Origin of the sequence: Sphingomonas sp. 37zxx, from assembly GCF_000786205.1 — a bacterium.
Classification (GTDB): domain Bacteria; phylum Pseudomonadota; class Alphaproteobacteria; order Sphingomonadales; family Sphingomonadaceae; genus Sphingomonas.
Map to the genome: position 1 here is coordinate 1 of NZ_JROH01000049.1, position 25,202 is coordinate 25,202.

Annotated in this window: 22 protein-coding genes and 1 pseudogene; 4 read left to right on the plus strand and 19 right to left on the minus strand. The window is 59.8% G+C overall.

Going from position 1 to position 25,202, the window contains the following annotated elements; genetic code table 11:
• Positions 1–179: 179 nt before the first annotated feature.
• Positions 180–2,578 (minus strand): annotated as a pseudogene (locus tag QU44_RS17220) (Tn3 family transposase).
• Positions 2,579–2,710: 132 nt separating this feature from the next.
• Here QU44_RS17220 and QU44_RS14430 point away from each other — a divergent pair.
• Positions 2,711–3,280 carry a recombinase family protein gene (locus QU44_RS14430; protein WP_033923073.1) on the plus strand — a complete coding sequence of 190 codons (570 nt, stop codon included), beginning with the start codon at positions 2,711–2,713 and terminating at the stop codon, positions 3,278–3,280.
• 11 nt (positions 3,281–3,291) lie between these two features.
• A complete protein-coding gene (locus tag QU44_RS17865) occupies positions 3,292–4,071 on the plus strand; it encodes a helix-turn-helix domain-containing protein (protein ID WP_033923074.1) in 780 nt (259 codons plus the stop codon).
• Between the two features lie 28 nt (positions 4,072–4,099).
• Here the strand turns inward: QU44_RS17865 and QU44_RS18900 are convergent, their stop codons facing one another.
• On the minus strand, positions 4,100–4,228 hold the full coding sequence (locus QU44_RS18900) for a hypothetical protein (RefSeq protein ID WP_269429175.1): 129 nt from the start codon (positions 4,226–4,228) through the stop codon (positions 4,100–4,102).
• Positions 4,229–4,568: 340 nt separating this feature from the next.
• Here QU44_RS18900 and QU44_RS14440 point away from each other — a divergent pair, with 340 nt between their 5' ends.
• On the plus strand, positions 4,569–5,723 hold the full coding sequence (locus tag QU44_RS14440; RefSeq protein WP_033923075.1) for a glycosyl hydrolase family 28-related protein: 1,155 nt from the start codon (positions 4,569–4,571) through the stop codon (positions 5,721–5,723).
• 21 nt (positions 5,724–5,744) lie between these two features.
• Here QU44_RS14440 and fcl read toward each other — a convergent pair whose 3' ends face one another.
• Both fcl and gmd read right to left on the minus strand, forming a co-directional pair.
• A complete protein-coding gene (fcl, locus tag QU44_RS14445) occupies positions 5,745–6,701 on the minus strand; it encodes a GDP-L-fucose synthase (protein WP_033923090.1) in 957 nt (318 codons plus the stop codon).
• Between the two features lie 4 nt (positions 6,702–6,705).
• A complete protein-coding gene (gene gmd, locus QU44_RS14450; protein ID WP_033923076.1) occupies positions 6,706–7,773 on the minus strand; it encodes a GDP-mannose 4,6-dehydratase in 1,068 nt (355 codons plus the stop codon).
• 217 nt (positions 7,774–7,990) lie between these two features.
• On the opposite strand from gmd, the gene QU44_RS14455 reads away from it, so the two are divergent.
• Positions 7,991–8,815, plus strand: coding sequence for a carbon-nitrogen hydrolase family protein (locus QU44_RS14455; protein ID WP_033923077.1), 825 nt, complete (start codon positions 7,991–7,993; stop codon positions 8,813–8,815).
• On the opposite strand, the gene QU44_RS14460 is transcribed toward QU44_RS14455, so the two are convergent.
• The 15 genes from QU44_RS14460 to hisH form a co-directional block, all read right to left on the minus strand.
• Complete coding sequence (locus QU44_RS14460) at positions 8,774–10,732, minus strand: polysaccharide biosynthesis protein (RefSeq protein WP_197054336.1); 1,959 nt, start codon at positions 10,730–10,732, stop codon at positions 8,774–8,776. The two genes, QU44_RS14455 and QU44_RS14460, sit on opposite strands and share 42 nt — an antisense overlap.
• A 50-nt stretch (positions 10,733–10,782) precedes the next feature.
• Complete coding sequence (locus QU44_RS14465) at positions 10,783–11,343, minus strand: sugar transferase (protein ID WP_033923079.1); 561 nt, start codon at positions 11,341–11,343, stop codon at positions 10,783–10,785.
• Positions 11,343–12,818: an aminotransferase class I/II-fold pyridoxal phosphate-dependent enzyme gene (locus QU44_RS14470; RefSeq protein WP_033923080.1), complete on the minus strand. Its 1,476-nt coding sequence runs from the start codon at positions 12,816–12,818 to the stop codon at positions 11,343–11,345. Before QU44_RS14470 ends, QU44_RS14465 begins: the two co-directional genes overlap by 1 nt.
• Positions 12,815–13,435: an acetyltransferase gene (locus tag QU44_RS17870; RefSeq protein WP_033923081.1), complete on the minus strand. Its 621-nt coding sequence runs from the start codon at positions 13,433–13,435 to the stop codon at positions 12,815–12,817. Before QU44_RS17870 ends, QU44_RS14470 begins: the two co-directional genes overlap by 4 nt.
• Positions 13,425–14,558, minus strand: coding sequence for a UDP-N-acetylglucosamine 2-epimerase (neuC, locus tag QU44_RS14480; RefSeq protein ID WP_033923082.1), 1,134 nt, complete (start codon positions 14,556–14,558; stop codon positions 13,425–13,427). Before neuC ends, QU44_RS17870 begins: the two co-directional genes overlap by 11 nt.
• 4 nt (positions 14,559–14,562) lie before the next feature.
• Positions 14,563–15,594 carry an N-acetylneuraminate synthase gene (gene neuB / locus QU44_RS14485; RefSeq protein ID WP_033923083.1) on the minus strand — a complete coding sequence of 344 codons (1,032 nt, stop codon included), beginning with the start codon at positions 15,592–15,594 and terminating at the stop codon, positions 14,563–14,565.
• Positions 15,591–16,565 (minus strand): NAD-dependent epimerase/dehydratase family protein, encoded by a 975-nt coding sequence (locus QU44_RS14490; protein WP_197054337.1) that lies wholly within the window; start codon positions 16,563–16,565, stop codon positions 15,591–15,593. Before QU44_RS14490 ends, neuB begins: the two co-directional genes overlap by 4 nt.
• 166 nt (positions 16,566–16,731) lie before the next feature.
• Positions 16,732–18,039 carry a hypothetical protein gene (locus QU44_RS14495; protein WP_033923084.1) on the minus strand — a complete coding sequence of 436 codons (1,308 nt, stop codon included), beginning with the start codon at positions 18,037–18,039 and terminating at the stop codon, positions 16,732–16,734.
• A 79-nt stretch (positions 18,040–18,118) separates the two neighbouring features.
• Complete coding sequence (locus tag QU44_RS14500) at positions 18,119–19,567, minus strand: capsular polysaccharide export protein, LipB/KpsS family (protein ID WP_033923085.1); 1,449 nt, start codon at positions 19,565–19,567, stop codon at positions 18,119–18,121.
• Positions 19,564–20,823, minus strand: coding sequence for a hypothetical protein (locus QU44_RS14505; RefSeq protein ID WP_033923086.1), 1,260 nt, complete (start codon positions 20,821–20,823; stop codon positions 19,564–19,566). The genes QU44_RS14500 and QU44_RS14505 overlap by 4 nt, the downstream gene beginning before the upstream one ends.
• Before the next feature lie 9 nt (positions 20,824–20,832).
• Positions 20,833–21,648, minus strand: a complete 816-nt coding sequence (locus tag QU44_RS14510) for an SDR family NAD(P)-dependent oxidoreductase (RefSeq protein ID WP_081988068.1) — start codon at positions 21,646–21,648, stop codon at positions 20,833–20,835.
• Complete coding sequence (locus QU44_RS14515) at positions 21,648–23,018, minus strand: glutamate-1-semialdehyde 2,1-aminomutase (protein WP_052134895.1); 1,371 nt, start codon at positions 23,016–23,018, stop codon at positions 21,648–21,650. Before QU44_RS14515 ends, QU44_RS14510 begins: the two co-directional genes overlap by 1 nt.
• Positions 23,019–23,033: 15 nt before the next feature.
• Positions 23,034–23,711: a hypothetical protein gene (locus QU44_RS14520; RefSeq protein WP_052134897.1), complete on the minus strand. Its 678-nt coding sequence runs from the start codon at positions 23,709–23,711 to the stop codon at positions 23,034–23,036.
• Entirely contained in the window at positions 23,708–24,484 is a 777-nt protein-coding gene (hisF, locus tag QU44_RS14525) for an imidazole glycerol phosphate synthase subunit HisF (protein ID WP_033923088.1), read from the minus strand. Before hisF ends, QU44_RS14520 begins: the two co-directional genes overlap by 4 nt.
• Entirely contained in the window at positions 24,484–25,107 is a 624-nt protein-coding gene (hisH, locus tag QU44_RS14530) for an imidazole glycerol phosphate synthase subunit HisH (RefSeq protein ID WP_033923089.1), read from the minus strand. Before hisH ends, hisF begins: the two co-directional genes overlap by 1 nt.
• Positions 25,108–25,202: the final 95 nt, after the last annotated feature.

Here is a 25,202-nt window from a genome sequence, read left to right on the forward strand (position 1 = left end):
GTAAATCGTGTTCCAGTTGCCATATTTGGGCGGCACATCGCGCCAAGGCACCGTGACCGCGAAGCTGTACAAAACGGCTGTGGCTTCACCCGGTTTGACTGGCGGCTCAACCGATGGTGGCAGAAGGCAGAGCGCTGGTTCTACGCTAAACAACGGTAAGACAGAACATCTGCGAACGTTCAGCCCTCACCCGTTAAATTGAGGGGTTTGGGGTGCACAGTTTCGGCTGCGCGATCCCACAGGAAGTCGCCGGAGAACGCGATATGCTCCCAGCCCACCGGGGAAGTGTGGGTGAGCAACACGGGATCGGGTGCCTCGCCGATCGAACTCAGATGCTGGACTGCATCGGCGATTTATGTGGAGTCCCCGTAGACGATCGCGGCGATGACCAGGTTCAAACCGGAGGCGCGATGTTGCAGCGTCTCGTGTGTCCGGTCAATAATCCGGTCTTGGCGAAACGAGCAGATCGCCTGTGTCAGGACGTAACGCTGCTCGCTTTTGTTCAGGCCGGCTTGGCAGCGCTCGCGAAGATTGGGATTTTCCAGCCAGTCGAGCATGAAGAAGGCCCGTTCGATCTTGCCGATTTCCTGTAGCGCGACGTGCCCCGCCTTCAGCGATGCGACCAGGCGGAGGACATCTCCCCAATGCTCGCGGATAGTATCGGTCTTCAGGCGCTTGCCGAGCAGCGAACCGATCGTCGGATAGGAGGTCACGGGGCCAAGCGCGGCCAGACGCCGGTCGAGAAAATCCCGAAGGCGTGGGCAGAACCGGAATCCCAGCATCGCGCAGAGCGCGAACACATGATCGGTCGCGCCACCCGTGTCGATATAATGCTCCGCGATCTTCAACGACGAACTGTGATGGAGAAGGCCGTCGAGGACATAGGGCGCCTCATGCGTCGCCGCGGATATGACGGTGATACTGTACGGCGCGTGCTGATCGAAGACATGGGTGTAGAAGCTGAATCCGGGATCGACTCCGTACCGGGCGTTGATATCACCGACCGCCATCCGCTTGCCGCCCCGGAAGAATTGGCCGTCCGAACTCGACGTGGTGCCGGTTCCCCAAGTCGAGGCGATCGGTAAGCAATGATGCGCATCGACCAGACCATCTGGTCGCACGTAACGCCTTGGCTGGCTGCGGCCATTCACGCGATGCCGAGATTGGTGCCGTCGGCGAGGATGGCCGCGAGCAGCGCATTATGGTTGTCGCTCTGCCGGCCGGTTCGCAGGTTGGTGAAGCCGCCGAGGAAGCCTGTTCCGCTGGCGACATCGTGGAGCAGTTCGGCGATCCTGATCCGCGGCATCAGTCCATCGATGCGGTTGCCCAGCGCTCTCGCCTCGGTGTCGGATTCGGTTCTGACCGGCGTGATCTGCAATCGGCCATCGACAAGCCAGACCCCTCCGAGCCTGCCGTTCGACAGATTGTGTGCAAACTGCTTCAACCGATGGTCGAGACTAGCGGCCCGCTCGGCCAGCCACGTATCGGCAGACGTCGGCAGGTTCAGCCCCGCCGCGATCGGCGCACTGGCTTCGGCCGAGAGAAAATAGCTGTCGAACCGGCGATATGCCGAAGACCGCTCTACCCAGATATCGCCGGACCACAGCTTGTTGCGGATGTGGACCATCGTCGCGGTCTCGTAGAGACGACGATTGATCCTGCCGTCCGCGCCAACCACCAGCCTGCGCCATTCCTTGCGGAACGGCATCGGCGCGTCGGCCGGCACGTCGCGTTTGCCAGACGCATTCAGGTCACGCAGCAGGTTGATCGCCTTCACACTGGCGGCACTGCCGCGCGCCGACATGAACTCCAGGACCTCGATCTGCATGGGCGCGAACTTACGCAGCGTCGCGTATTTGTCGCCGGCGATGACCAGTGGATCCTGCTCGACGATATCGCGAACGCTCTCGGTCTTTGTTGCCACCGGGACGGTCTTGAGCCAGCCCAGCCGCGCGCCATCGTTCTCGATGAACAATGCATCTATGCGACCCAGCTGCACAGGCGACAGGTCGGCGACCATCATGCGGGCAGCGCTTTTGTGCGCGTGGGCCCGGCCAGCGATACCTGCCCGTTCGATCGTCGAGGGCATCGGCAACAGGATGTTGGCTGAACGAAGCGCTGCGACGATGGCCGTCGCGATCGGGAGCACAGCATCGGTCGCCGCAGCCGCCCGCTCGGCGCTGGCGATCATCAGGGCGACATCGACGCGCACGGGCGGACGAGCGCCGATCGCTGTGGCGATCAAGCGGGCGTGATCGGTCATGGTCTGTGAGCGGGTGGCATAATCCGACAGGACCAAGGGATCGAGCGAGAGCTACCGCGCGAGGAAGATAACGATTGGACCTGGCACGCTGCCTTCGATTTGGAGCACCTGCGCCAGTGTCATGCCTGGATGGCGGATCAACGCGATCTGCAATGCGATGCCTAGTCGATTACGATCGTGGCGGCCCGCGCCGATCAGATCGAGGTCATCTTTCTCGAGTGTGAAGCGCCGCGCCAGTTCATCCGGATCGGTCGGAATGCGGAACAGCGTTGCCCGTTCGGCGTCACTGAGAAGAATATGCTCGCGTGCTGACATTGACCGTCCCTAAAACGTGCTTGGCGCACGTAGACGGACCGGGTTAAAGAGACGTAGTTTGTGGACGAGTTTTCGGGCAACGGCGATCGGTCGGCACCATCGTCCACAGAACGGCCGTTTGGGAGACGAGGGTTGCCGGGCATTTTGGGCTATGCGCGCGTCAGTACCGGCGATCAGGATGTCGCTGGCCAGCGGATGCGCCTCGAACAGGCCGGCGCGATCCGCGTGTTCACCGACGTGATGTCGGGCAAGAGCATGGATCGACCGGGGTTGGCCGAGTTGCTGGAATATGCACGCAAGGGCGACACACTGGCGATCGTGCGTCTGGACCGCCTCGGTCGGTCGCTCGGCGAGCTACTGACGACGGTGAACATGCTGCGCGAGCGCGGCATCGCACTGCTCAGCCTGGAGGAGAAGATCGACACCTCGTCCGCGGCCGGCGAGCTGGTTTTCCACGTCTTTGGCGCCATCGCGCATTTCGAGCGCAGGCTGATCTCCGAACGCACCCGCGACGGGATCGCCGCGGCGCGCGCCAAGGGCAAGCTGCCCGGGCGTCAGCCGCTCGACAGCGACAAGGTAAGTGCGGCGCTCAAGCTGATCGCTGCGAGCGTATCGCCGGCCGAAGCCGCGCGGCAGCTCGGCATCGGCCGATCGACCGTCTATCGCGAAATGAAGCGCCTCGGCGTCGCACGGCCGGCATAGATCGGCTGATCATGACAACGAAAGATCAAATGGTTCTGAGCGAGCGGGAGAAGGAAGCGTTGCGCCTGCTTCTGGTCGGTCACGACGCCAAGTCCATCGCCAACACGCTTGGTCTGTCGGTGCACACGGTCAATGACCGGCTACGGGATGCGCGGCGCAAGCTGGGCGTTTCGAGCAGCCGTGAAGCAGCCCGGCGCCTAGCCGAAATGGATGGGGATGCTCCCAATTTCGTCGGGGCCAAGGAAATTGGGGACGTCGAAGCCGCTTCTTCGGTGGAAAGAACCCAAGAACCAGCGTCGCCGCGATCATCGGGGCAGCGCTTGGCGTGGCTCACCGGAGGAATGCTCATCATGTCTCTTATAATTGCAGCTGTAGCGCTCTCGACGATCGGTGCGCACAACGACGCACAGGTTTCTGCCCAAACTATTTCAGCAGCCGCCCCCCGCCCTGGCGAGACAGAAGCCTCATCGGCTGCGCGCAAATGGGTCGTGCTCCTAGATGACAGACAGTGGGATGCGAGCTGGCGAGCGGCGGGCACGATGTTCAAGGCGCAACTCACCTCGGCGCAATGGGCTGCAACGATCCAGTCTGTCCTACAGCCGCTCGGTCCGGCTTCATCACGCACCTTGCAGAGCGTGGTGCAGTCGAAAACACTGCCCGGCGCGCCAGCAGGTGACTACCAGGTAATTCAGTTCCAGACGCGCTTTGCCAACAAGCCCGATGCGATCGAAACCATCGTGCTCGCCCGCGAGCAGGCAGGTTGGCGCGTCAACGGGTACTTTATCCGTTGACGTCTGCATCCCTTACCGTTGTTTAGCGTCAAACCAGCGCTCTGCCCTCTGACACGATGAAGTCCGACAAAAACAGGATTCGCAGGTTTAACAGATTGACCAGCGCATTGGCCATCGCCAGCTTGATGATGACGCTTGCCCGCAACAACTCGGCCACGAGAAAACAAGCACACGCTGACAGCGTCGACGTCCCAAGCGACCCGTGAAGGCGTAGCCCTCCACGTACGCTGTCACGCCAATCTGGCCGGTGAGGTGTGCGATCACGGCCGGAGCGAGGGTCCCAAGCAGATCCTGAGGTTCTTTTCGGCCAGCATGCCATTCGCGATGCACATTCCGGCGATTCAACAGGGAAAAGTTTCAATGCTCTGATGACCGATGCGTTTAAAGATATATTGCGCAAGCACGGTAAGAGCCCGATCGGCAACTGATCGCAACAGCCTGCAAAGGCCCCCTATATTCGGAGATAGCCGTTGCAGACCAATCGAAGAGCATTCCTAATGACCACCGCAATAGCCGGCGGGATGGCCGCAGCGGATGCAACGACGCCCCTTCGGATGCCGACGACCTCAATCCTCGACGGCATTCCGGCTGACGAATGGCCCGGTATCCGGGCCGCGACGTCGCAGTATGATTGCGGCCCCGCAATCCAAGCCGCGATGGCGCATGGGGGAACGCTGTTTTTCCCCGCAGGGCGCTACCTCATCGCTACCCCGATAGCATTTCAGCCGCAGGTGATAGGCCGTTTTGCATCAGGGATACGGCTGCTTGGAGAGGGTATTGGGCAAACAGTCTTCGATGACCGGACCAACGGCCGCGCACTCTTCGAATTCGACAGTGGTGCTGATCCGCGGACCGGCTTTCGCGCTATCCGTGACGTCCATCTGAGCGGTTTTACGATCGAAGGGGGGCAGGCGGGGCCGAAAACCGCGGCAATCCGCATGCGCGGCTGTTTCCACTCGTCGATTGCCGAAGTTCATATCATCGATCGTCGCGGGACAGGGATCACCATACCGTGCCTGTTCGGTGATACCGACGGATCGAACATGATCGACCTTGCCCGTGTCCGGATCGAAAATTGCGCTGGCTGGGGAATCGATGCAGCAGCAGTGCCAGGCTGCAACGAAATATCGTTCCTGAGCCTACGCCACGTAATCATCCAGAATTGCGGTACACATCTGGAAGGAAAAATCCCCGACAGCGGCGGGATGCGCTACAAAGGCCAGGTGCTCGGGCTCGATCAATGCGCGTTCACCCTGAACCAGAACGTGGGGATATTCATTCCGGGCGAGGCCGGTCTGGCGATGAACGTGCAGATCTCGTCGACAACATTCGAAAACAATGTCGATCGTCACTTATTATGCATGGGCGTTTCAGTTTTCCGTGCGACGAACCTGCAATTCTTCAGCAACGACCAATATCGCGTCGCGACCGCCTGCGAATTTTCCGGCGTTGCCAATACAGTGCGCGCGGTTGTTATCGACGGGGTCACCGTCCGGGCGACCGCCGGAAACTCAGCTTATACCGGCTTTCGCTTTCTTGGCGCTCATCTTGTTGTCAGGTCCTGCGACCTGCGCAATGTGGTCTGGGATGACTTCGGGTATCCCGGGCAGATACGCTTCGATGGAGATATCACGTCGATGAAAGAAACGTAGCGGCCAGCTCGGCAACTCCAGTCAGCCTGTCGCGTCCATCGCCGCCTCGCGGTACTGGCCAGCGAGAAATGCCTCGTAGCTTCGAGCGATGCCGTCGCGCAACGAGACCGTGGGAACCCAGCCGAGCGCCTGGAGTTTTGCCCCGTCCATCAACTTGCGCGGTGTGCCGTCAGGCTTGCTAGTGTCGTGAACGATGCGACCGTTATGGCCCAACACTTCCATCACCGTCTGCGTGAGTTCTAGAATAGTGACGTCCTCGCCCGAACCGACGTTGATGTGTTGAGCGTCCGAATAATGCTTCATCAAGTGGACGCAGGCATCGGCGCAATCGTCTACATAAAGGAATTCACGACGCGGGGTGCCAGTGCCCCATATCACTACGTCGCCTCCCCCCGTCCTTGCGTCATGCACCTTGCGAATCAGGGCCGGCATGACGTGGCTTGATCCCAAATCGAAATTGTCGCCGGGCCCGTATAAGTTAGTCGGCATCGCCGAAATATAATCGCAGCCGTATTGACGCCGGAACGCCTGTGCCAGCTTGATCCCGGCGATCTTGGCGATCGCGTACCATTCGTTGGTCGGCTCCAGCAGCCCAGTCAGCAATGCCTCTTCAGGAATCGGCTGAGGCGACATTTTGGGATAGATGCAGCTTGAACCGAGAAACAGCATCTTGGTGACGTCTGCCGCATGGGCGGCCGCAGTCATCGCGGTTTCGATCAGCAGATTATCGAGCAGGAAGTCTGCGGGGTAGCGGTCGTTGGCCAGGATGCCGCCGACCTTTGCCGCTGCCATGAACACCGCGTCCGGGCGCCGATCCGTCATCCAAGCGCGTACCGCGTACTGATCGCGCAGGTCTACCTCGCGGCGGTCCAGCGTCAGGACTTCGCAATCCTCCCGCGCCAGCCGACGGACAATGGCCGACCCTACCATCCCCTTGTGACCGGCCACAAAGACGCGCTTGCCGGCAAGCTCGAACATCAGGTCAGACACCCTTGCCGATAGGCGCGTCGCGCATGATGCGTAGATCGGCCTGCACCATTTCGCGGGCTAAGTCGCGCGGAGATGTTTCGTGCTTCCAGCCTAGCTTCTGTTCGGCCTTGGTCGCATCGCCAATCAGCAACTCGACCTCGGTTGGGCGAAAATACCGCGGATCCACCTTGACCAAGCACTTGCCCGTCTTGGTACAATAACCCTTCTCATCAACACCTTGGCCTTTCCATTCCAGCACAATGCCGACATCTTCGAAGGCCCATTCAACGAAGGTCCGCACCGGTGTCGTCACGCCGGTCGCTAGAACGAAATCGTCGGGCTGGTCGGCCTGGAGGATTAGCCACATACCGCGGACATATTCGCGTGCATGCCCCCAATCGCGACGTGCATCGAGATTGCCGAGGAACAGTTGTTCCTGTCGGCCAAGCTTGATCGCGGCAGCCGCCCGTGTAATCTTACGCGTGACGAAAGTCTCTCCGCGTAATGGGCTTTCATGGTTGAACAGGATGCCATTGGTCGCGAACATACCATAGGCTTCACGGTAGTTGACCGTGATCCAATAGGCATAAAGCTTAGCGACCGCATAGGGACTTCGCGGGTAAAAGGGGGTAGTCTCGCGCTGCGGCACTTCCTGGACCAAGCCATATAGTTCCGACGTCGATGCTTGGTAGAAGCGCGTCGTCTTCTCCATGCCGAGGATACGGATTGCTTCCAGCATTCGCAGCGTGCCGATGGCATCGGCATTGGCGGTGTATTCGGGAGTTTCGAAGCTGACCTGGACGTGACTTTGTGCGGCAAGATTGTAAATCTCGTCGGGCTTGGTTTCCTGGACCAAACGGATCAATGCGGTTGAATCCGTCATGTCCCCATAATGCAGATGAAACACGGGATCGGGCGCGTGCGGATCCTGGTAGATACCCTCGATCCGTCCGGTGTTGAACGACGACGATCGCCGCTTCAGACCGTGGACTATATAGCCTTTATCGAGCAGAAGCTGGGCTAGATACGCACCATCCTGCCCGGTGACTCCCGTAATCAGTGCGGTTTTCCGCGTAGCCATCACTATCCCCTATCGCCGCCGACAGGCGGTCGTCACAAAGATTGGGGCCTTATGGCATCGCGGAAAACGGGTCTAGCGGCATAATCGACAAGCGGCTCGGTGATCTGGATAACAACGAAGCTGCTTCCGTCGGCACTGACCGGCCATGACCAATTTTTTGCCCGCCAGGTAAGCACTGATTATTGACAGACGGCCAGCCGTCGGTGAGGCAAATGTTATGACCAAAATCGCCGTCCTCCAGATGACGGGCGGGATCGACCCCGCCAGCAATGCCGAGACGTTAGCGACGGGGATCGCGGAGGCGGGAAGCGAAGGTGCGTTGATCCTCTTTACTCCTGAATTGTCGGGCTTCGTTGATCAAGATAATGAGCGCGCAGCGAAGGCCGTCGTGGCCGAGCTAGATGATCCTGTCCTCATGCGCGTGCGTGAGGCCGCTGCGACAGCCGGTATCTGGGTGCATCTGGGATCGCTGATCGTCTGCCGCGAGGACGGTCGCTGGGCCAATCGCGGCTATATGATCGACGGCAAGGGACGTGTCCGTGCCCGCTATGACAAACTTCACCTGTTCGACGTCGATCTACCAACGGGCGAGCGCTGGCGGGAATCCGCGATCTACGCGCCAGGGCAAACTGCAAACCTGGTAGATACCCCAGTCGGTACAATGGGGCTTTCGATCTGCTACGATATGCGGTTTCCCGACCTGTTTCGAACCCTGAGCGACGCTGGTGCTGAAGTGCTGTCGGTACCCGCGGCCTTTACTCGGCCAACCGGTGCCGCGCACTGGCACGTCTTATTGCGCGCGCGGGCGATCGAAGCGGGAGCATGGGTGATCGCGGCCGGGCAGACCGGACGCCACGAGGATGGCCGTGAAACCTATGGTCACTCACTGGTGATCGATCCTTGGGGCGATATCGTGCTCGACATGGGCGAAGACGCCGGCCTGAAATTTGCCGACATCGATCCGGCACGTCTCGCTGAAGTCCGGACCCGCGTTCCGGCGCTACGCCACCGACGCCCGATCCCGGACGTACTCCGGGGGTGAAATAGACGGTTCGGTACCATTTTGGGCGCGTTCGAGCTCCAACCAGTCGGGCAGTTCGCCTGATGGTGTGTATTCCGGTACGATCTCTCCAAGCAGTCGCTGCATCCCTGCGATATCGTTGCTGTCCATGGCGTTCACTAGCTGGTCGAGAAGGGGCATCAGGGTTGCGGCCGGTAGGAAATGCTCGGTCGCCTTCATGATGAGAGGGTGCGCAGTCTCGGTTGGATTGTCTCCGATCAGTAACTCTTCGTAGAGCTTCTCTCCGGGCCGCAGGCCAACAATCTCAATTGCAATATCGCCCTCGGGATTGCTATCACTGCGAACGGTCATGCCCGACAGGGCGATCATCTTGCGCGCGAGGTCGATGATCTTCACCGGTTCCCCCATGTTGAGGATGAAGACCTCGCCACCGGAGCCCATCGCACCTGCTTGGATCACTAGCTGCGCGGCTTCCGGAATAGTCATGAAATAACGGGTAATATCTTCGTGGGTGAGCGTGATCGGCCCACCTTCCTTAATCTGGCGGCGAAACAACGGAACGACCGAGCCTGAGGACCCCAGTACGTTGCCGAACCGCACCATTGAGAAACGCGTCCGGCTGCCCTGACCAACATCCTGAGCTGACATGGCCTGTAGCACCATCTCAGCCAATCGCTTACTGGTTCCCATGACGTTGGTCGGGCGGACTGCTTTGTCCGTCGAAATCAGCACGAAGTTGGCGACGCCCGCTTCTCGTGCGCATTCTGCCGCAGCCAACGTCCCTAGGACGTTATTGCGTACGCCCTCGATCGGATTGTGCTCGACCATAGGCACATGCTTGTACGCCGCAGCATGATATACCGTCTGCGGTCGCCATACCGTCATGATGTCGCGCATCCGCGCCGCGTCGCGTACCGACCCGAGCAAGGGCACCAGACGGATGCCGACCTCGTCCCGGATGCGGCTCTCCAACTCGTGATGGATGGCATAGAGCGAATATTCGTTGATGTCGACGAGCAGTAGAACGCTGGGTTTGGCGTTCAGAATCTGGCGGCACAATTCGCTGCCGATCGAACCGCCCGCGCCAGTCACGAGCACGACCTTGCCCAGGATGTTGCGCGCAAACAGTATCTGGTTAGCTGCGGCTACGTCACGGCCCAGCAGATCCTCAATCTCCAATTCTCGCAACTGGCCGACCTCAACCCGGCCATGCGCCAAGTTCATGATCCCGGGAAGCGTGCGGACGCCGATGTTGAGAGGACGCAGCGTTTCGATGATGGCATTGCGCCGTTGCCTAGTCGCTGACGGCATGGCCAGCAGGATATCCGTTATCCCTTGGCGCTGAACGAGTTGTGGCAGCTTGGTAGGAGAGAAGATGCGGCGTCCATTGAGCACGCTACTATGAAGAGTCGCGTCGTCATCGATGAAACCTATAACGCGCATCTCGCCGGTACCGGCGATGGCTGCGGCAAGTTGCCTGCCCGACGAACCGGCACCGTAAATCAATACCTTGGGAAGATCACCCAGCGGCAAACGACCGTCCAGAGCCTCACGGACCAGCGCCCGCGACCCGCCGATCAGGATGAGCAATAAGATGGGCTGGATGATCCCAATAGTGCGCGGCACCCCTGCCACGCCCAAAAAGGTAAACAAACTAGCATAGCCCAGCGTATATACGAGCATGGCCCGAGCCAGTGCGCCCATTGCGCCCCAACCGGCATAGCGGAAGATCGCTCGGTATAGCCCAGAGATCCAGAACAACGGCAGAGCAAAAGTCGCCGCAGCGCCAACCGCAATCCACTGATTACCCGTGATCGGTTCCCATACACCCAGACGGAGGTAAAAAGCGAGCCACACAGAGAAACCGCAGATCGCTGCATCCATCACCAGCGCCAGTGCACGCTTGGTCGAGCGCGGTAGATCCAGGGCCCTCTTCATCGTTCGCCGAAACGTCATCTGCCGCTTACTCCACCCTTAAAACCGGCGCGCTAGTGGGACACGCCCTTACCGGATACAACCTTCACTGCTGTCAGCCAGATAATCCAGAGATCGAAACCGAAGCTGCGACGTCGCAAATATTCAACATCCATCGCAACCTTGTCCGGTATCGATAGTTCGTCGCGACCGTTGATTTGGGCCCATCCGGTAAGTCCTGGGCGCAGCCTCTCAACACCCCATTGGGTGCGGGCTTTTACCAGATCATGCTGATTGAACAAGGCTGGTCGAGGGCCAACGATGCTCATCTTCCCGGTCAGGATACACCAGAGCTGTGGCATTTCATCCAGGCTGGACCGGCGCAGTAACCCGCCAATTGGCGTTAGCCACGAACGACCGTCAGTCAACAGGTGTGTGGCGACCGCAGGCGTGTCGATTCGCATAGAGCGAAACTTAGGCATTGCAAAGACGAGGTTATCGTGTCCGATCCGGTCAGACCAGTAAAGCGCCGGTCCCGGCGATGTGAGCCTTACCGCTAGCGCCACCAGCATCATCGGCAGAGCGAAAATCAGCACCCCAAGGAGCGCAAGGACGAATTCGACCGCCCGTGGCATCAGGTGCGGCCTAACACCTTGCGCACCATCACGATTACGCGATCAATCTCATCCGCACTCATATTAGACCCCGAAGGCAAGCACAGCCCATTCTCGAACAGCCGATCGCTGACCGACTGGTTGCCATCGGTAATGTAATCAGTGCCGGCAAAAACCGGTTGCCGGTGCATAGGCTTCCACAGTGGGCGGGCCTCAATCATCTCTGCACCGAGCCGCCCAATCACTTCGGTCGCCGACATTTTATGCACCGTGGGGTCGATCATGCAAGTCGACAGCCAGCGCGTCGAGAAACTCCATTCGGGTTCGGGCATCCAGTCAATACCAGGTACGTCGGCCAACCCCGCGACATAGGCGTCAAACACTGCGCGTCGCGCCGCGACCCGTTCCCCAAGCACTTGGAGCTGACCACGTCCGACACCGGCGAGGATGTTCGACATCCGGTAATTATACCCGATCACGCTGTGTTCGTAATGCGGGGCCGGGTCTCGCGCCTGAGTAGATAGAAACCGCGCGCGCGTGATCAGTGCGGCATCGTCGCTGACCAGCATCCCTCCGCCCGAGGTAGTGATGATCTTGTTGCCGTTGAACGAGAAGCCGGCGAGTCGCCCAAACGACCCCGATGGGCGGCCCTTATAGGTCGCACCGAGCGATTCCGCAGCGTCCTCCACCACTGGCACGTTGTACGCGTTACACAATTCCAGAATTGGGTCCATATCTGCAGACTGGCCGTACAGATTGACCACCATCACCGCCTTGGGAAGCTGCCCTGCCGCCTTGGCCTGCGCCAGCGCACGTTCAAGCGCGCGCGGGCTCATGTTCCAGCTTTCGGCCTCGGCGTCGATGAATACCGGTACGGCACCCTGATAAGCGATCGGGTTGGCAGACGCGGCGAAGGTGAACGACGAGCAAAATACACGGTCGCCCGACCGCACGTCCAGCAGCACCAGAGCCAAGTGTAGCGCTGCGGTGCCCGACGACAGCGCCGCAGCATGCGCCACCCCGGCGATGCGCGCGATATCCCTTTCGAACGCGTCGACATTTGGGCCAAGCGGTGCGATCCAGTTGGTCCGAAAAGCCTCCTCGACGAAGGTCATCTCGTTCTCGCCCATATGCGGGGTTGAAAGGAGAATCGGCTTCTCGATGTCACGACGTTCCAGCAGATTCACGACCCGGCCATCTTCGTCGATGACGGGCAGGTGATTGATGCGGTGCAAGTCCATCAAGGCTAACGCCTCGCGGCGTGGTGCCTGCGCAGTAACGGTGAGTGAGGTGATGCGTGGCAGTACGTCGAGCTCGTCATCCATCCCGGCACCACTAAGCAGCAGACGCCGGAGGTCGCCGTCCGTCACCGTACGCTCGAACCGGCCCGCCTCGTCGAGCAGCAGCACGAGCCCGTGCCCGGATCGATCAATCATCGCCAGCGCATCGCGCACCCGCGCGCTGCGCATCGTGCTGATGGTTGCCACTTCGCTCATGTCGTCAACCTTCTTGCGGGATTGCCCACCCATGTTCCTTGTTCGCCTATCGGGTATAACACCACCGCACCAGCGCCGATCGTAACGTCGTCCGCGATCGTGATGCCCGGTAACAACACCGCGCCGGCGCCGATCATCACCCGGTCACCAACCCTGATCGCGCCACCCAAAGCTGCATTTGGGGCGATGTGACAGAAAGCGCCGACCCGGCAATCGTGATCGACTACGGCACCATGATTGATAATCGTTCCATGGCCGATTGTCGCGCCGGTCGCGATCACTGCACCGGCCGCAACTAGCAGACCATCGCCCAGCACAGCGTCGGGGGCGATGATCGCCGAGGGATGGACGACGCGGAATGGCCGCGCGCCAACCGCCAGCGCGGCCATGTGCAACCGGGCGCGAATCGTACCCAGGCCGATCGCTACGTGGAAGCGCTGCCCGGCCATTATCGCGTCGATCTCGGGCGTCGCCACCGGGCGCGCCAGCATGGTAAGTCCCGCACGTCCGTCGCGCACGACGATCGTTGCGGTATCAACGCCTGCGGCAACGAGCGCATCGGCGACAACCCGCCCATGCCCGCCAGCGCCGATCAGGTGGATCGTCTCAATAACCATTGACCTTCATCATGAGCCCAGAGCCGAGCGGTGCATCGCGCAGCACAGTGACGATCTGGGCTGCGGCGCGACCGTCGCCATATATGTTCGCGGGGAATGGCCGCGCCAAAGATAGCACGTTGCCCAATGCTGTGGCGATCGCGCCCGCATTGGCCGCGACGTCCGTGACGTTGAGGTTGCGCTCGCGCAGGTTTTGGCGTGTGCCGACGTTGACCACCGGCGTGCCGAAGCTAGCCGCCTCGATGATCCCCGCGCTGGAATTGCCGACCATGACATCGGCGGTGGCCATCGCATCGAGGAAAGCTTCGCGTTCCAAATGCGTCACCAGCGTAACGCCAGGCCGGTCGCACCGCGATTCGAGGGCCGCGCGCACGTGGTCGCTGCCGGCGTCGGCGTTCGGCATCAGCACTAACGCCTGCAATCCTGCGGCGAGAATCGCGTCAAGCACCATCGCCGCTTCCCGGCCGGCCGCTGCAGCTTCCTGAAGGACGGGATGATAGACCATTAGCGCGAAGCGACGGTCGGCGCGCAATGCGTGATGTGTCATGACGACGTCGCGATCGGCCCGCGCTCCGTCGGCCAGTCCGTCGAGACCGGGGGCACCTGTGACGTGAACATGCGCGGGATCCTCGCCCATCCGCACTAGCCGATCGCGCGCGCCGCTGGTCGCGGCAAAATGAAGGTGCGCCAGCTTCGACACGGCGTGACGCACCGGTTCATCGACTGTGCCTGACCGTTCGCCGCCATGAATATGCGCAACCGCAACGTCAAGGTGGATCGCGGCGATTGCGCCTGCCAGCATCTCGCCGCGGTCGCCGAGCAACAGCACTAAATCGGGGCGTTGCGCCTCCAGCACGTCGGTGAAGGCGGCGATCATTGTCGCAATTCCCCGCGCCATAGTGCCACCGGTCGCAGGTTTTACCGCGACAGGCACCCGGGCTGCAATCGGTAGCCCGCTGGCCTCGATCTCGCGGATCGTGTCGCCATGTGCTGGCGACAGGTGCATGCCCGTTGCCACTATTGCCAGCGACAGCGTTGGCTCGGCATGAATTGCCTGAAGCGTGCGGCGCATCAGCCCGAAATCGGCTCGCGTGCCACTGATGTATAGAATCCGACGGGTCATATGTTCAAGCCAGATCGCCCCAGACGAGCGGCGTGCCACGTACGACGTCGCGCGCCAGCGTCCTGCCACCAAGTTCGTCGATATAGCGGGGTGCGATGCCGGTACCCGGTCGCAGTAGCGCAAGGTCGCCGCGCGTCAGCATAGTACCGGCCGGAAGATCGCGGGCGACTGATACTGAGCGCCGCGCTACCGCGCGAACTGGAAGCTCGGCCTTGGTCGGCGCCTTAACCGATGAGCCGAGCGCCGCCTCCACCGTGCGGATCTGCACGATCAGCATGGCCAACTCGTCAGGGGTCAGCGAGGCACGATGATCCGGGCCAGGAAGGGTGCGATCGAGCGTGAAATGCTTCTCGATCACCATTGCACCCATCGCCACCGCCGCAGTTGAAACCGCAAGCCCCAGCGTATGGTCCGAATAACCCACCGGTACGCCTGTCTCGTCCGCGATGGTGCGCATCGCGCGCAGGTTCACGTCGCTCGGTTCGGCGGGATAATTGGACGTGCAGTGGAGCACTGTCACCACGTCTGCCAACGGCACCGCGAAGCCCAATGCGGCGCGAGCCTTTGCGATCACGTCAAGTGCCTCAACGATTTCCGCCATCGTGGCCATACCGGTGGAGACGATCAACGGCCGGTCCTTGCCCGCAAGATAGCGCAGGAATGAATGGTTGGTGATCTCGCCAGACGGCACCTTGATCCGTTGCATGCCCAGTGTGACGAGCATGTCGGCCGCCTCGTCGTCGAACGGCGTCGACATGAATTCAATGCCGGCCTGTGCGCAGCGCGCGACCAAAGATGCGTGCAGTGCATCCGACATTTCCAGTGCCTTTAGCATCGCATGCTGAGTGCCCTCGCCGGTTTCACGCTTCTGGTATTCCGCCTTTTCCGCTTGGTGGCTGACCAGCTTGTCAGCGGAGAAGGTCTGGAACTTGATGGCGTCGGCACCGACTCTGGCGGCGACGTCAACCATCTCCAGCGCGCGGGTTGCGTCGCCATTGTGGTTTACGCCAGCTTCGGCGATCACAAACACGCTCATGCACTCACTCCTCGCGGCGGGGTCCAGTCAAGCCGACGGCACGTTTCTGCCATGCCCACCTCAAGATCGCCAAGCAACTGCGCGGCGAGGGCATGGCGGCCAACCAGTCTGAGGCCCGTACCGAGCAATGCCGCCGGAACCGGCACCAGCCTCGGCCGCAGTCCATGCAGTGCCGCCAACCGTTCCACCACCGCGCGCGTCGACAACGGGACGCCATCGCTGACCAGCAAGGGCGCACCGGGTGCCGCGGGGTGATCAATCGCGCAGGCAATGAGATCGACTAGCGTATCGAGCGACACTAGGTCGCGTCGATTCGTAGTCAGGGCACCGAGCGGGAGCAGCAGGCCTCGGCGAAGCGCTGCGACAAGGCTGCCAAGATTACCCTTGGGGTTACGTCCGATCACCAGCGGCGGCCGAATCGTCACGACTTCGAGCCCGGTCTGCTGCGCGATAGCCGCAAGCCCCTGCTCGGCTTCCCATTTGGCGATAGCATAAGGCGAGTGAGGGTGCGGCACTTGGTCGGCTGCGAACGGCGTGCCATACGTCTCGGCACCGTTGACGCCGATCGATGACACAAACACGAGGCGGCGCACGCCCGCACCAACCGCCGCGCGCGCAAGCGCTAATGTTGCGTCGCGATTTACTGCACGAAATTCGGCGAGCGTGTCGATCGCCTCTTCCCGCAACACATGAGCGCGAGCAGCGCAATGAACGACCGTGTCGATGCCGACGAGCACAGCCTGCCAGTCAGCAGTTTTAAGATCACCCAGCGCTAGCGAAGTCACACCCGATGGAACATGCGGTGCGACGCGACTGGCCGCGACCACGGCGCAGGTGTCGCCGACAAGCCGCCTTGTCACCGCTTTCCCAACGAAGCCGTTGGCACCGGTGACTAGAATACGACCCTTTGGTGCTTTGAAATGTTCGTGAGCCATTATGCGCTTCACGACCCGATCGAGGTCGTTTGGCATCCTTTCCGTCCAATTTGGTGGGTATGCTCCGTGTTGCAGGTGGCGTCAGGCAAGGGCGCACGCACGACATACTCGTTGCCATTCAAGCGAAGAGTCAAATCGTCCAGCTTTGCCTGAATTTTGTCCTCAAGTATAATTGGCAAGACTGAATGACGGCGAGTGCTGCCTACGCCGTAGCTCTATTGTTCAATGTTGCCCCCTTATCACGCGCAGTTCGCGACGCAAGAAGCGCAACGATTAGCCACAGGTGAGTCATTAGTCCGTTATTAAACCCCAGCGGCGTGTTCAGAAGACTGAATATGATACCGCCGGTAACAAACGGCGCGGCAAGGAACCAGCGTGGATTGGCGGAAATCTTCGTCAGCTTATATACCATGCCAGCCAGATATCCCCAAAGAATCACCATAGGGAATGCCCAGTATCTGAGATCTACAAATAAAGACCCGAACGCAGATGGAAGAAAACCGTAGATGTTAAGATCAAAAAGCCCAAACAAGCGATTTGCTACGATGTCACCATCGACACGACGTATAACTGCAGTGATTAGGTCTATACCGTAAATTCCAAAGGCCGGCGGGCCCGAATAGAAACTAAATATCTCATTGCTGATGACTAATCCCTGGACGATATACCAAGCAAAAACGAATATTAGATAAGTGTTTCCGTCGCCTAGGGTTTTTCGCATCAGCACAGCCCTATCCCCTTCAAAGCTGACTCCCCAGGCTCGAGCGGCATGATCCATAGCATTCTCAATACCGCCAAATCCTTCAACTCTAACTACAAACACTTGCACGAAGTAGTTGAGTGAAATTAAACCGACTATGACCATCAATACAATAGGCAAAGGATTCCATCTTCGGCTCCTCTGCACTAAGCCAGGCGACCTATTGACCATACGTTTACGCGCCTGAAGCGCAAGCAGTGCGATAATCAAAGCATAAAGAAGTGAACCACGACCTCCGGTCGTCAAGCTAGTAAGGACAGGAGGAAAAAAGCCGAATAGCGCCAGCTTCCAAAGGCTAATCCGCTGCTCGAAAGCGATGATCCTTACGACATAGGCATAGCTAGCTGGAAACAACAGAAAACCGATCTGAAAATAGACGCTGCCACCGACATCAGATCCGGTAAGGAGTGCCGTCGCCCGATCATTGCGCTCAATAAACGATGACGAGAGATCGAGAAATCCCTGTTGCGCCAAATCTATTAACAGCAGACCTATTGCAATAATGGTTACCGGTACAATTATCTTATCAACCAATCTCAGATCGATTGATATCTTCGGTACTGCCGATATTTCTTTTATAACAGGAGACGCCAAAAAACTGCCCGTAATGAAACCTGCAATAAGCAATACCAGGACTACGTAACCCGAAATCAACACCGTACGCTCAAGAAGTTGAAACGGCAGTATTAGAAAAAGGGCGATGCATGTAAGCCAGGTGCGCAGCATCAGAGTAGCCGGGTGAAGCGTCATCTATAGACCTTGCACGGGATTATCTTGAGGGAGAGCGAGTTTGCCCAGTTTTTACAAGGTGTCATATTATGACCTCGGGTTAATTAAGAGGAGACCCGGGATGGCGACCACCTCCTACGGGCATGCAGCGCCGATGCCAATCCTCCCCCGCGGGACCCAGCGCACGAATGCGGGCGCCGAGTTTGCCCGCAAAGGCTTCCGTTTCCTCGCGCCCACCGTCACGAAAGCGTTGCCAGCAGGCAAAATCGGCGTCGAAGGACCCGCTTGCGAGATGCCCTACTATATGATGCTGGCGGCTTCTTTGGTCGGTCGTGCTGTCGAACGATGCGATCATTTCCGGCAGCCGCGCACAATCCTCCCATCTGCGCATCGTTACGAAATTGCCGGGAGTTTCGTAATAGGCTTCGCCAACGATTGAGACATTTCCGGCCAACGCTGCCTGAAGGCCTAGCGTGCCAGTTGCAGTCAGGCTGATGCCGCATTCGGCGATCATCTCGTTGCCGCTGATGTGATAGGGAACTATCACAGTTCCCGGCAGCGCGAGCAGTCGTTTAAGTAGCTTCACTTGGCGAAAACCAAACTGGAGCGGATGGTCTTTTACGACGATCGTATAGCCCGCTTGAGCTAAGGCAGTGGCCGATTCTACCAGCATGTCCTCATGCTTGACCAGCTCAAGATCCTCGATCCAATAGTCGATTGCAGCTTCAGGAATTAACTGTAGTGCGAAGAGAACACGTCGATCCCGTGGGACATCGGCGAGACGTGCACGCCAATCGGGATGAATAAGGCTACCAATTGTCAGGTCGCCCAAGCGAGACTTATACCCAAGGCCGGCACGGGCTTCGAGAAGATGGTAGCGTAACGGATCGCGGATCAGCCGCGACCATGTCGAGAAAGCTATCCCGCGCGCACGGAAATAGGCGAACGTTTGCAAAAGCCGCATGGTGCTATAGCGACGATCGCGCGCGACATAAGATGGCGCGAAGGCACTATCTGTCATTTGCGCGATCAGATCGGTTACTAATTCATCCGGCGAGGTCTCTTTGGAAGCGATCAGGCGGCCACGATGCATCAGCATGGTCATGCCAGGAAATGCGCTCGCGGTGACCTCGAACGTCGGGATGCCGCGCTTCCGAGCCAATCGGGCAATCACGTCCGAAACGTAATTGTCGATCGGGAAGCACAGGAATACATCCGGATTGACGGTATCGAGCAGTCTTGTCGACGCTATAGCCATCGCATGGGCCATGCGCTCGGCCTGGCCGCCAGGCAGCCAGCGCAATACGCGGCATCGCGCAATGACGTCTGTCACCTCAGGTTCCGATAGCAGGCCGATCATCGACGACGTACTGCCTGGACGATTATAAGCGGTGTAGAAATCCTCGCTCACTGCCCGATCGCCGATCCCGCGACGATCGGTAACAACAGTGTTGCGGGCGAAGCCGAGATGATTGCCGACATGCTTCCACCAGTCCTGAGTGCGGTGAACTGCCCAAATCAGGGCATTGTCCGGCGTGGATGCGGTCATGAACGGGTTCCGGCATGAGGTGCGCCGACATCGGCGAAGAGAGGAGATGGAGCAAGCGAACGAACCGCACGGGTAATGAGCACGAGATAGATTCCAGACGAGACAATGCTGGCAAAGGCGGTGCCCGTGATGCCAAATTTCAACGTCAGTACGACTAGCGCCGTGGCCCCAGCGACGAACGCGACGAATTGATTACGCAAAACCAAGGCTTCGCGATGACGTGCATTGCAGAGGAGGCCCGTGAAATCGGCCAGCACCCGAAGCAGTGCCCCCACGAGCAGTGGGAGCGCCAAGGTCAGCGAAAGATGATAGCGTGCGCTGATCCGCCCGCCGGTCACGGCATCGGCGATCAGGGCACAGACAAGTCCGGTGAGAACTACCCCTACCACCATTGCAAATTCGCGCCGGATCGGGCGCCAAAGTGCCGGGATCGGCTCTGTCCGGGCAGCCGCAAAAATGCGCGGAAGTATGCGGTTGTACGAGGCGACGTTAAAAAACTGATAAACGAACGATACGATGAGTACATGGCGGAAATAGGTGCCCGCCGCACTCAGCGGGACAAGAGATGCGATCGCCAAGCGGTCGAACTGTAGGCTCAAGATCGCCACAATGCCGATCTGGAAATGCGTCAGCGAAGCGCGATGCTGGGTTAAAATGTGCCGCATGAAGCCAACACGAGTGGATGGGGACGGACGACTACGCGTGATCCAGACCGCCGCGATGACGATCACACAAAGCGTTTGTCCTACAGCCCATGTCGTTAGCACGAAAGTTAGTGTCAACTGGCTCGGGGCCAGCAGTATGCGGGGCAGAACCACCAACAGAACCGCTACATTTTTGACCGCAACGATGATGACGAACGACCAATAGCGGCTCGCAATCAGAGCGATCTGATAGGTTTGGTTTGCGATATGTTCACCGCTGACGATCAACAGCACCAGTAGCAACTGGAGTAACGTCAGCTTTGCCATGACCGCGGCCAGCACCGCGAAAACGGGCAGCATCAATAACTGGTTGAAAGCCCAGAAAGGAATTGCATCGAGTATCATGCGATCGAGCGCTGCGACGTCATGGCCGGCGCAGCGCCGCTGGATATCGATATGGCGTTCCCAGTTGAAGGCGAACGCGAACAGTCCGATCAGCGTGACGGTGATGCCAAACCGGCCGGCATCGTCGAGAGCAAGCGAATAGGTGACGCCGACGACAAGACCGGCGCGTGTAAATACCTCGATGAACTTGATAAAGACGAGATGCATCGCGCCCTATTACCAGGCCGTCCAGCCACCGTCGGCCGCCAGCACTTGTCCGGTGACGTAGCGTGCCGCCGGGGAGGCAAGGAACAGCATTGGGCCCACGATCTCGTCGGCGCTAGCCATGCGGCCCATCGGTACACGCGTGGCGTACAAATCGCCGAAGGCACCGTTCTGTCCGGAGCCAACCCCCCCCGGAACCAGTGCATTGACGCGGATATTGTCTTTTGCCCAGTGGGTTGCCAACCATCTGGTAAGGCCGATCACCGCTGCCTTGGACGCGGAATAAACTGCGGGCGTGTTGATCGGTCCACCAAGATAGTCGGATCCTTCGTAGATGCGCGCGTCTGGCCCGACGAGGCCGTAGATCGACGACATCTGGATGACGCTGCCGCCACGCCCCCCGGCAACGATGACCCGCCCTGCCGCCTGCGCCATTAGGAACATGCCATCAATATTGACAGACATCACCTCGCGCCAGGTCTCTATCGGGTAATCATCGAAGGTCGCGAAGAAGGCGCGGGGTTCCGCAGTTTTGGTGGCGGCGTTATTGACTAGCACGTCAATGCGTCCGAAGCGGTCTGCGATCGCCGACACGCAATCGCGCACCGATGCGGGATTGGCGACGTCGCACACGAAGCCCGATGCGCCCTCGCCAATGCAGTCCGCCACCGTCCGTGCGGCTTCTGCAGACAGGTCTACCACCGCCACTTGGGCACCGCGCGCGGCTAACCCCGTGCAGAATTTCGCGCCCAGTATACCGGCACCGCCGGTGACCACGGCCACCTGTCCGTCGAGGCGGGTATCGTTCTGCATCGCAAAACCGGACATTAATTATGCGACCGGAACACCGGCTTGACTGGCGGACCTTCGAGCAGTCCGTCGGTGCCATCGGCAAGCGCACGCACGTAGACCTCCATCGTGCCGTCGAGCGCTTCTAGCGTCAGGTCAAGCTCGGTTGAACCATGCGCCTGACTGATCGCAATCCATGGCATCAACACGCCGCGCTTCAGCATCTCCTGCGCGAACAGCGTCCGCATCGCGGGCGAGGGCTGGCCGTCTGCCCCGCGCGCCACGAAATTCAGCGCCACCGCAGGCCCTTCGGTCATGAGATAGTCGGCCAGCCCATGACGACGCGCCACCTCCGCCCAACCGTCGCGAAGCCGCCCGCCGTAGTTCCACAGATGGGCGGGGACGTTCTCCTCCTCGATGATCCGAGATGCGGCCAGGAAAGCTCCCAGCGATGGCATCTCGCCGCCATGCGTCGAGGACAGGAGGAACGTTCGCTCCATTCCCGGCTCGTCGATCGCCCCCACTTTCATGAACTCGCGCTTGCCCGTGACCGCGGCTAGACTAAAACCGTTGGCCATCGCCTTACCAAAGGTTGAGAGGTCCGGCTCCACCCCGAAAAAAGCCTGCGCACCGCCGGCATGCCAACGAAAGCCGGTGATCATCTCGTCCAAAATGAACAGCGCGCCATCACGCGTGCACAGGTCGCGAACCTGCCCGAGAAATCCAGCCGGATGGCCGCCACCCGGCCAGGTGTTCGGATCGCCCGAACCCTGCGGTGTGATATGGGTGGCAGGCTCCATCATCACACCGGCGATCTCGCCGGGATGTTCGTCGAACAGCCGGGCAAGGCTGGCGAAGTCGTTATAGTCAAAGACGAGCGTCGAACTTACCTGAGGCGTATCGACTCCGCGCTGAATTGCGGTGGTGCCGATGAACCAGTCGTCGAACGAAAAGAAGGGATGCTGACGGGGTACGCAAATGAACCGCCGGCGGGTACATGCGCGTGCGATCTTGGCTGCGGCGGTGGTGACGTTGGAGCCGTTCTTGGCGAATTTCACCATCTCGGCCGAGGCGATAACCTCGCATACTCGCTCTGCTGCCTCCAGTTCGACAGTCGAGGCGCGAGTCAGGTTGACGCCCTTCTCGATCTCCGCGATCGCTGCAGCATTTACCCGCGCGTCGGCATAGCCGATGGTGATCGCGCGCAGCGCCATTCCATAGTCGAGGTAGCGGGTGTCCTGCGTATCCCACACATAAGCACCCTTACCGCGCACCAGGATCGGAGGCGCGATGGCAGGAAACTGATCATCGCCACGGCTGTATGTATGCGCGCCGCCGGGGATCGTGCGGTGAAGGCGCTCGCGCAGACCCGCGAAGTCGCCTCTGGCATTGGAAAGTTTAATCGTCATGGCAATCCTATTAGCCTACTGCCGCCACAGCGGATAGAGTCCGGTGTTGGAATGGATTACTTCGGCCTTGGGGCGGCCGATATAGATGCTTCCCGTGGGCACGTCGCGGTCCAGGACAAGACTCTCAGTCGCGATCTGGCAGCGGTCTCCGACATGCGAACGTCCTAGGACTGCGGCCCCTGGGCGAAGCGTCACATGGCTTCCAAACGTCGGATAAACGTCACGGTTCGATCCAACGCCGACGCGCTGATAGGCGACAAAATGATCTGCATAGGTTCCACGCCCCAGCACCGTGCCAAGAGGATGAACTAGCAGAAAGATCGATGGAAGCGCGACCTCGTAGAAGATGTCGCAGCCGTGTAGCGCCTTGTTGAGCGCGAACAGCTTGGCGCAGACGTCCGCCGGACCACCTTGCCGGTACAATTCGTTGGCGAGTAGATAGAGCCACATGCAATATTGATCGCCGTGCAGGTGGCTGAAAACCGCGCCGTCGCCATCAAAAAAGTATTTGTTATCGATTGCCTGGAAACAATGCTCCAATCGTTCAAGCGCACGGGGTACCGCGGCCATCAGTATATCCGTCGACACATCCGCGCCATCGGGCACCAGCGTGTCGCATTGGCGCGCAGCCAGCGCTGCCAGCTGCCTGGGTGGGAGCGAGGCTCGCACCCGCCCGATTGCGAATGCTGTCATGACCGGCTGCCTTTCTGGCTCCTCACCGATACGCCGTTGGTTTGAAGATAGGTACGTACCTTGATCGGCGAATGGTCGGTGAAGATAAACATCGACGAGATAGTGATGGCCGAGGCTCCCGCGTCCAGGGCGGCCTTGCAGTCTGCGAGGCTGCCTGCACCTGACGAAGCGATCAGTGGGATATCGAGCCTGTCGGCCAGCGCAGCGATCAAGTCGAGATCATAGCCGTTCATCATGCCGTCGCGATCTATCGAGGTCAGGAGAATCTCACCTGCGTGCGCATCCTGCATCCTGAGCGCCCATTCTCCGGCATCCATCCCGGTAGGCAGGTTACCGCCGCGTGTAAAAACGCGCTTGGCACCCCCTTCTTCTTCGCGATAGTCGATCGAGGCGACAATGCACTGGTCGCCAAAGCGGTTGGCGGCGCGGGTGACGAAGCCCGGATCGGCGACTGCGGCAGAATTGATCGCAACTTTATCGGCGCCGACCTTGAGCAGCGCCTCGATCGCTTCGATGCTGGTCACGCCTCCGCCGGCGGTAAAGGGAATGAACACCTCCTCGGCGATACGCTCGACCATGCCAGATCCGATTACGCGGTCCTGTGCGGTCGCGTCGATGTCGACAATCAGGAGTTCATCAATGCCGTAGCTGTCATAGACCTTGGCAGTGGACACAGGATTGCCCGCTTCGCGCTGGTCGTCGTCGAACCGGCGCAGCTTTACCAAGCGACCGCCGCGGATCAGGAACTTGGGGATAATGCGCTTCTTGAGCATTAGAATTGGTGCTTCATCCAATTGGTAAGCAGCTGAAGGCCGTTGTCCTGGCTCTTTTCCGGATGGAATTGCGCCGCAATCAAATTGTCACGCCCAACCGCGGCAGTTACTGGCCCGCCATGATCGCAGGTCGCGATGCGATCGACAGGATCAGCGCAGATCATGTGGAAGGAATGGACAAAATAATAATCGCTTTCTCCGTCCGGTAGCCCGTCGAACAGCCAGGCATTGGGTCCAGAGAAGCTCACCGCGTTCCAGCCGACGTGCGGCACCTTGGCAGGAGCTGCGACCTTCAGCGGCACGACCTCGGCATCAAGCCAGCCCAGCCCCTCATGCTCACCATGCTCGTGACTGCGGCGGGCGAATAGTTGCATTCCCAGGCACACGCCTAGCACCGGCTTGCGTTCCTCCAGCGCCAACCGATCGAGCACCGAGCGCAGACCGCTGGCGTTGATCGCAGCCATCGCATCGCCGAACGCACCGACGCCAGGCAGCAATAGCCGGTCGGCCTCAGCCAACTCACCGGGATCTTTTGACAGCACCACGTCCGCGCCGACATATTCCAGCGCATTGGAAAGCGACCTGACGTTGCCCATGCCATAATCGATGATCGCGATGGTCATGATGTGGTGCCATAGTGTCGATGGGAGGTCAGGGGAAGCATGCTGTCATCGCCGAAGTCGTGGACCTTTAACAGGCTGCTGAAAAAGGGCTTGGC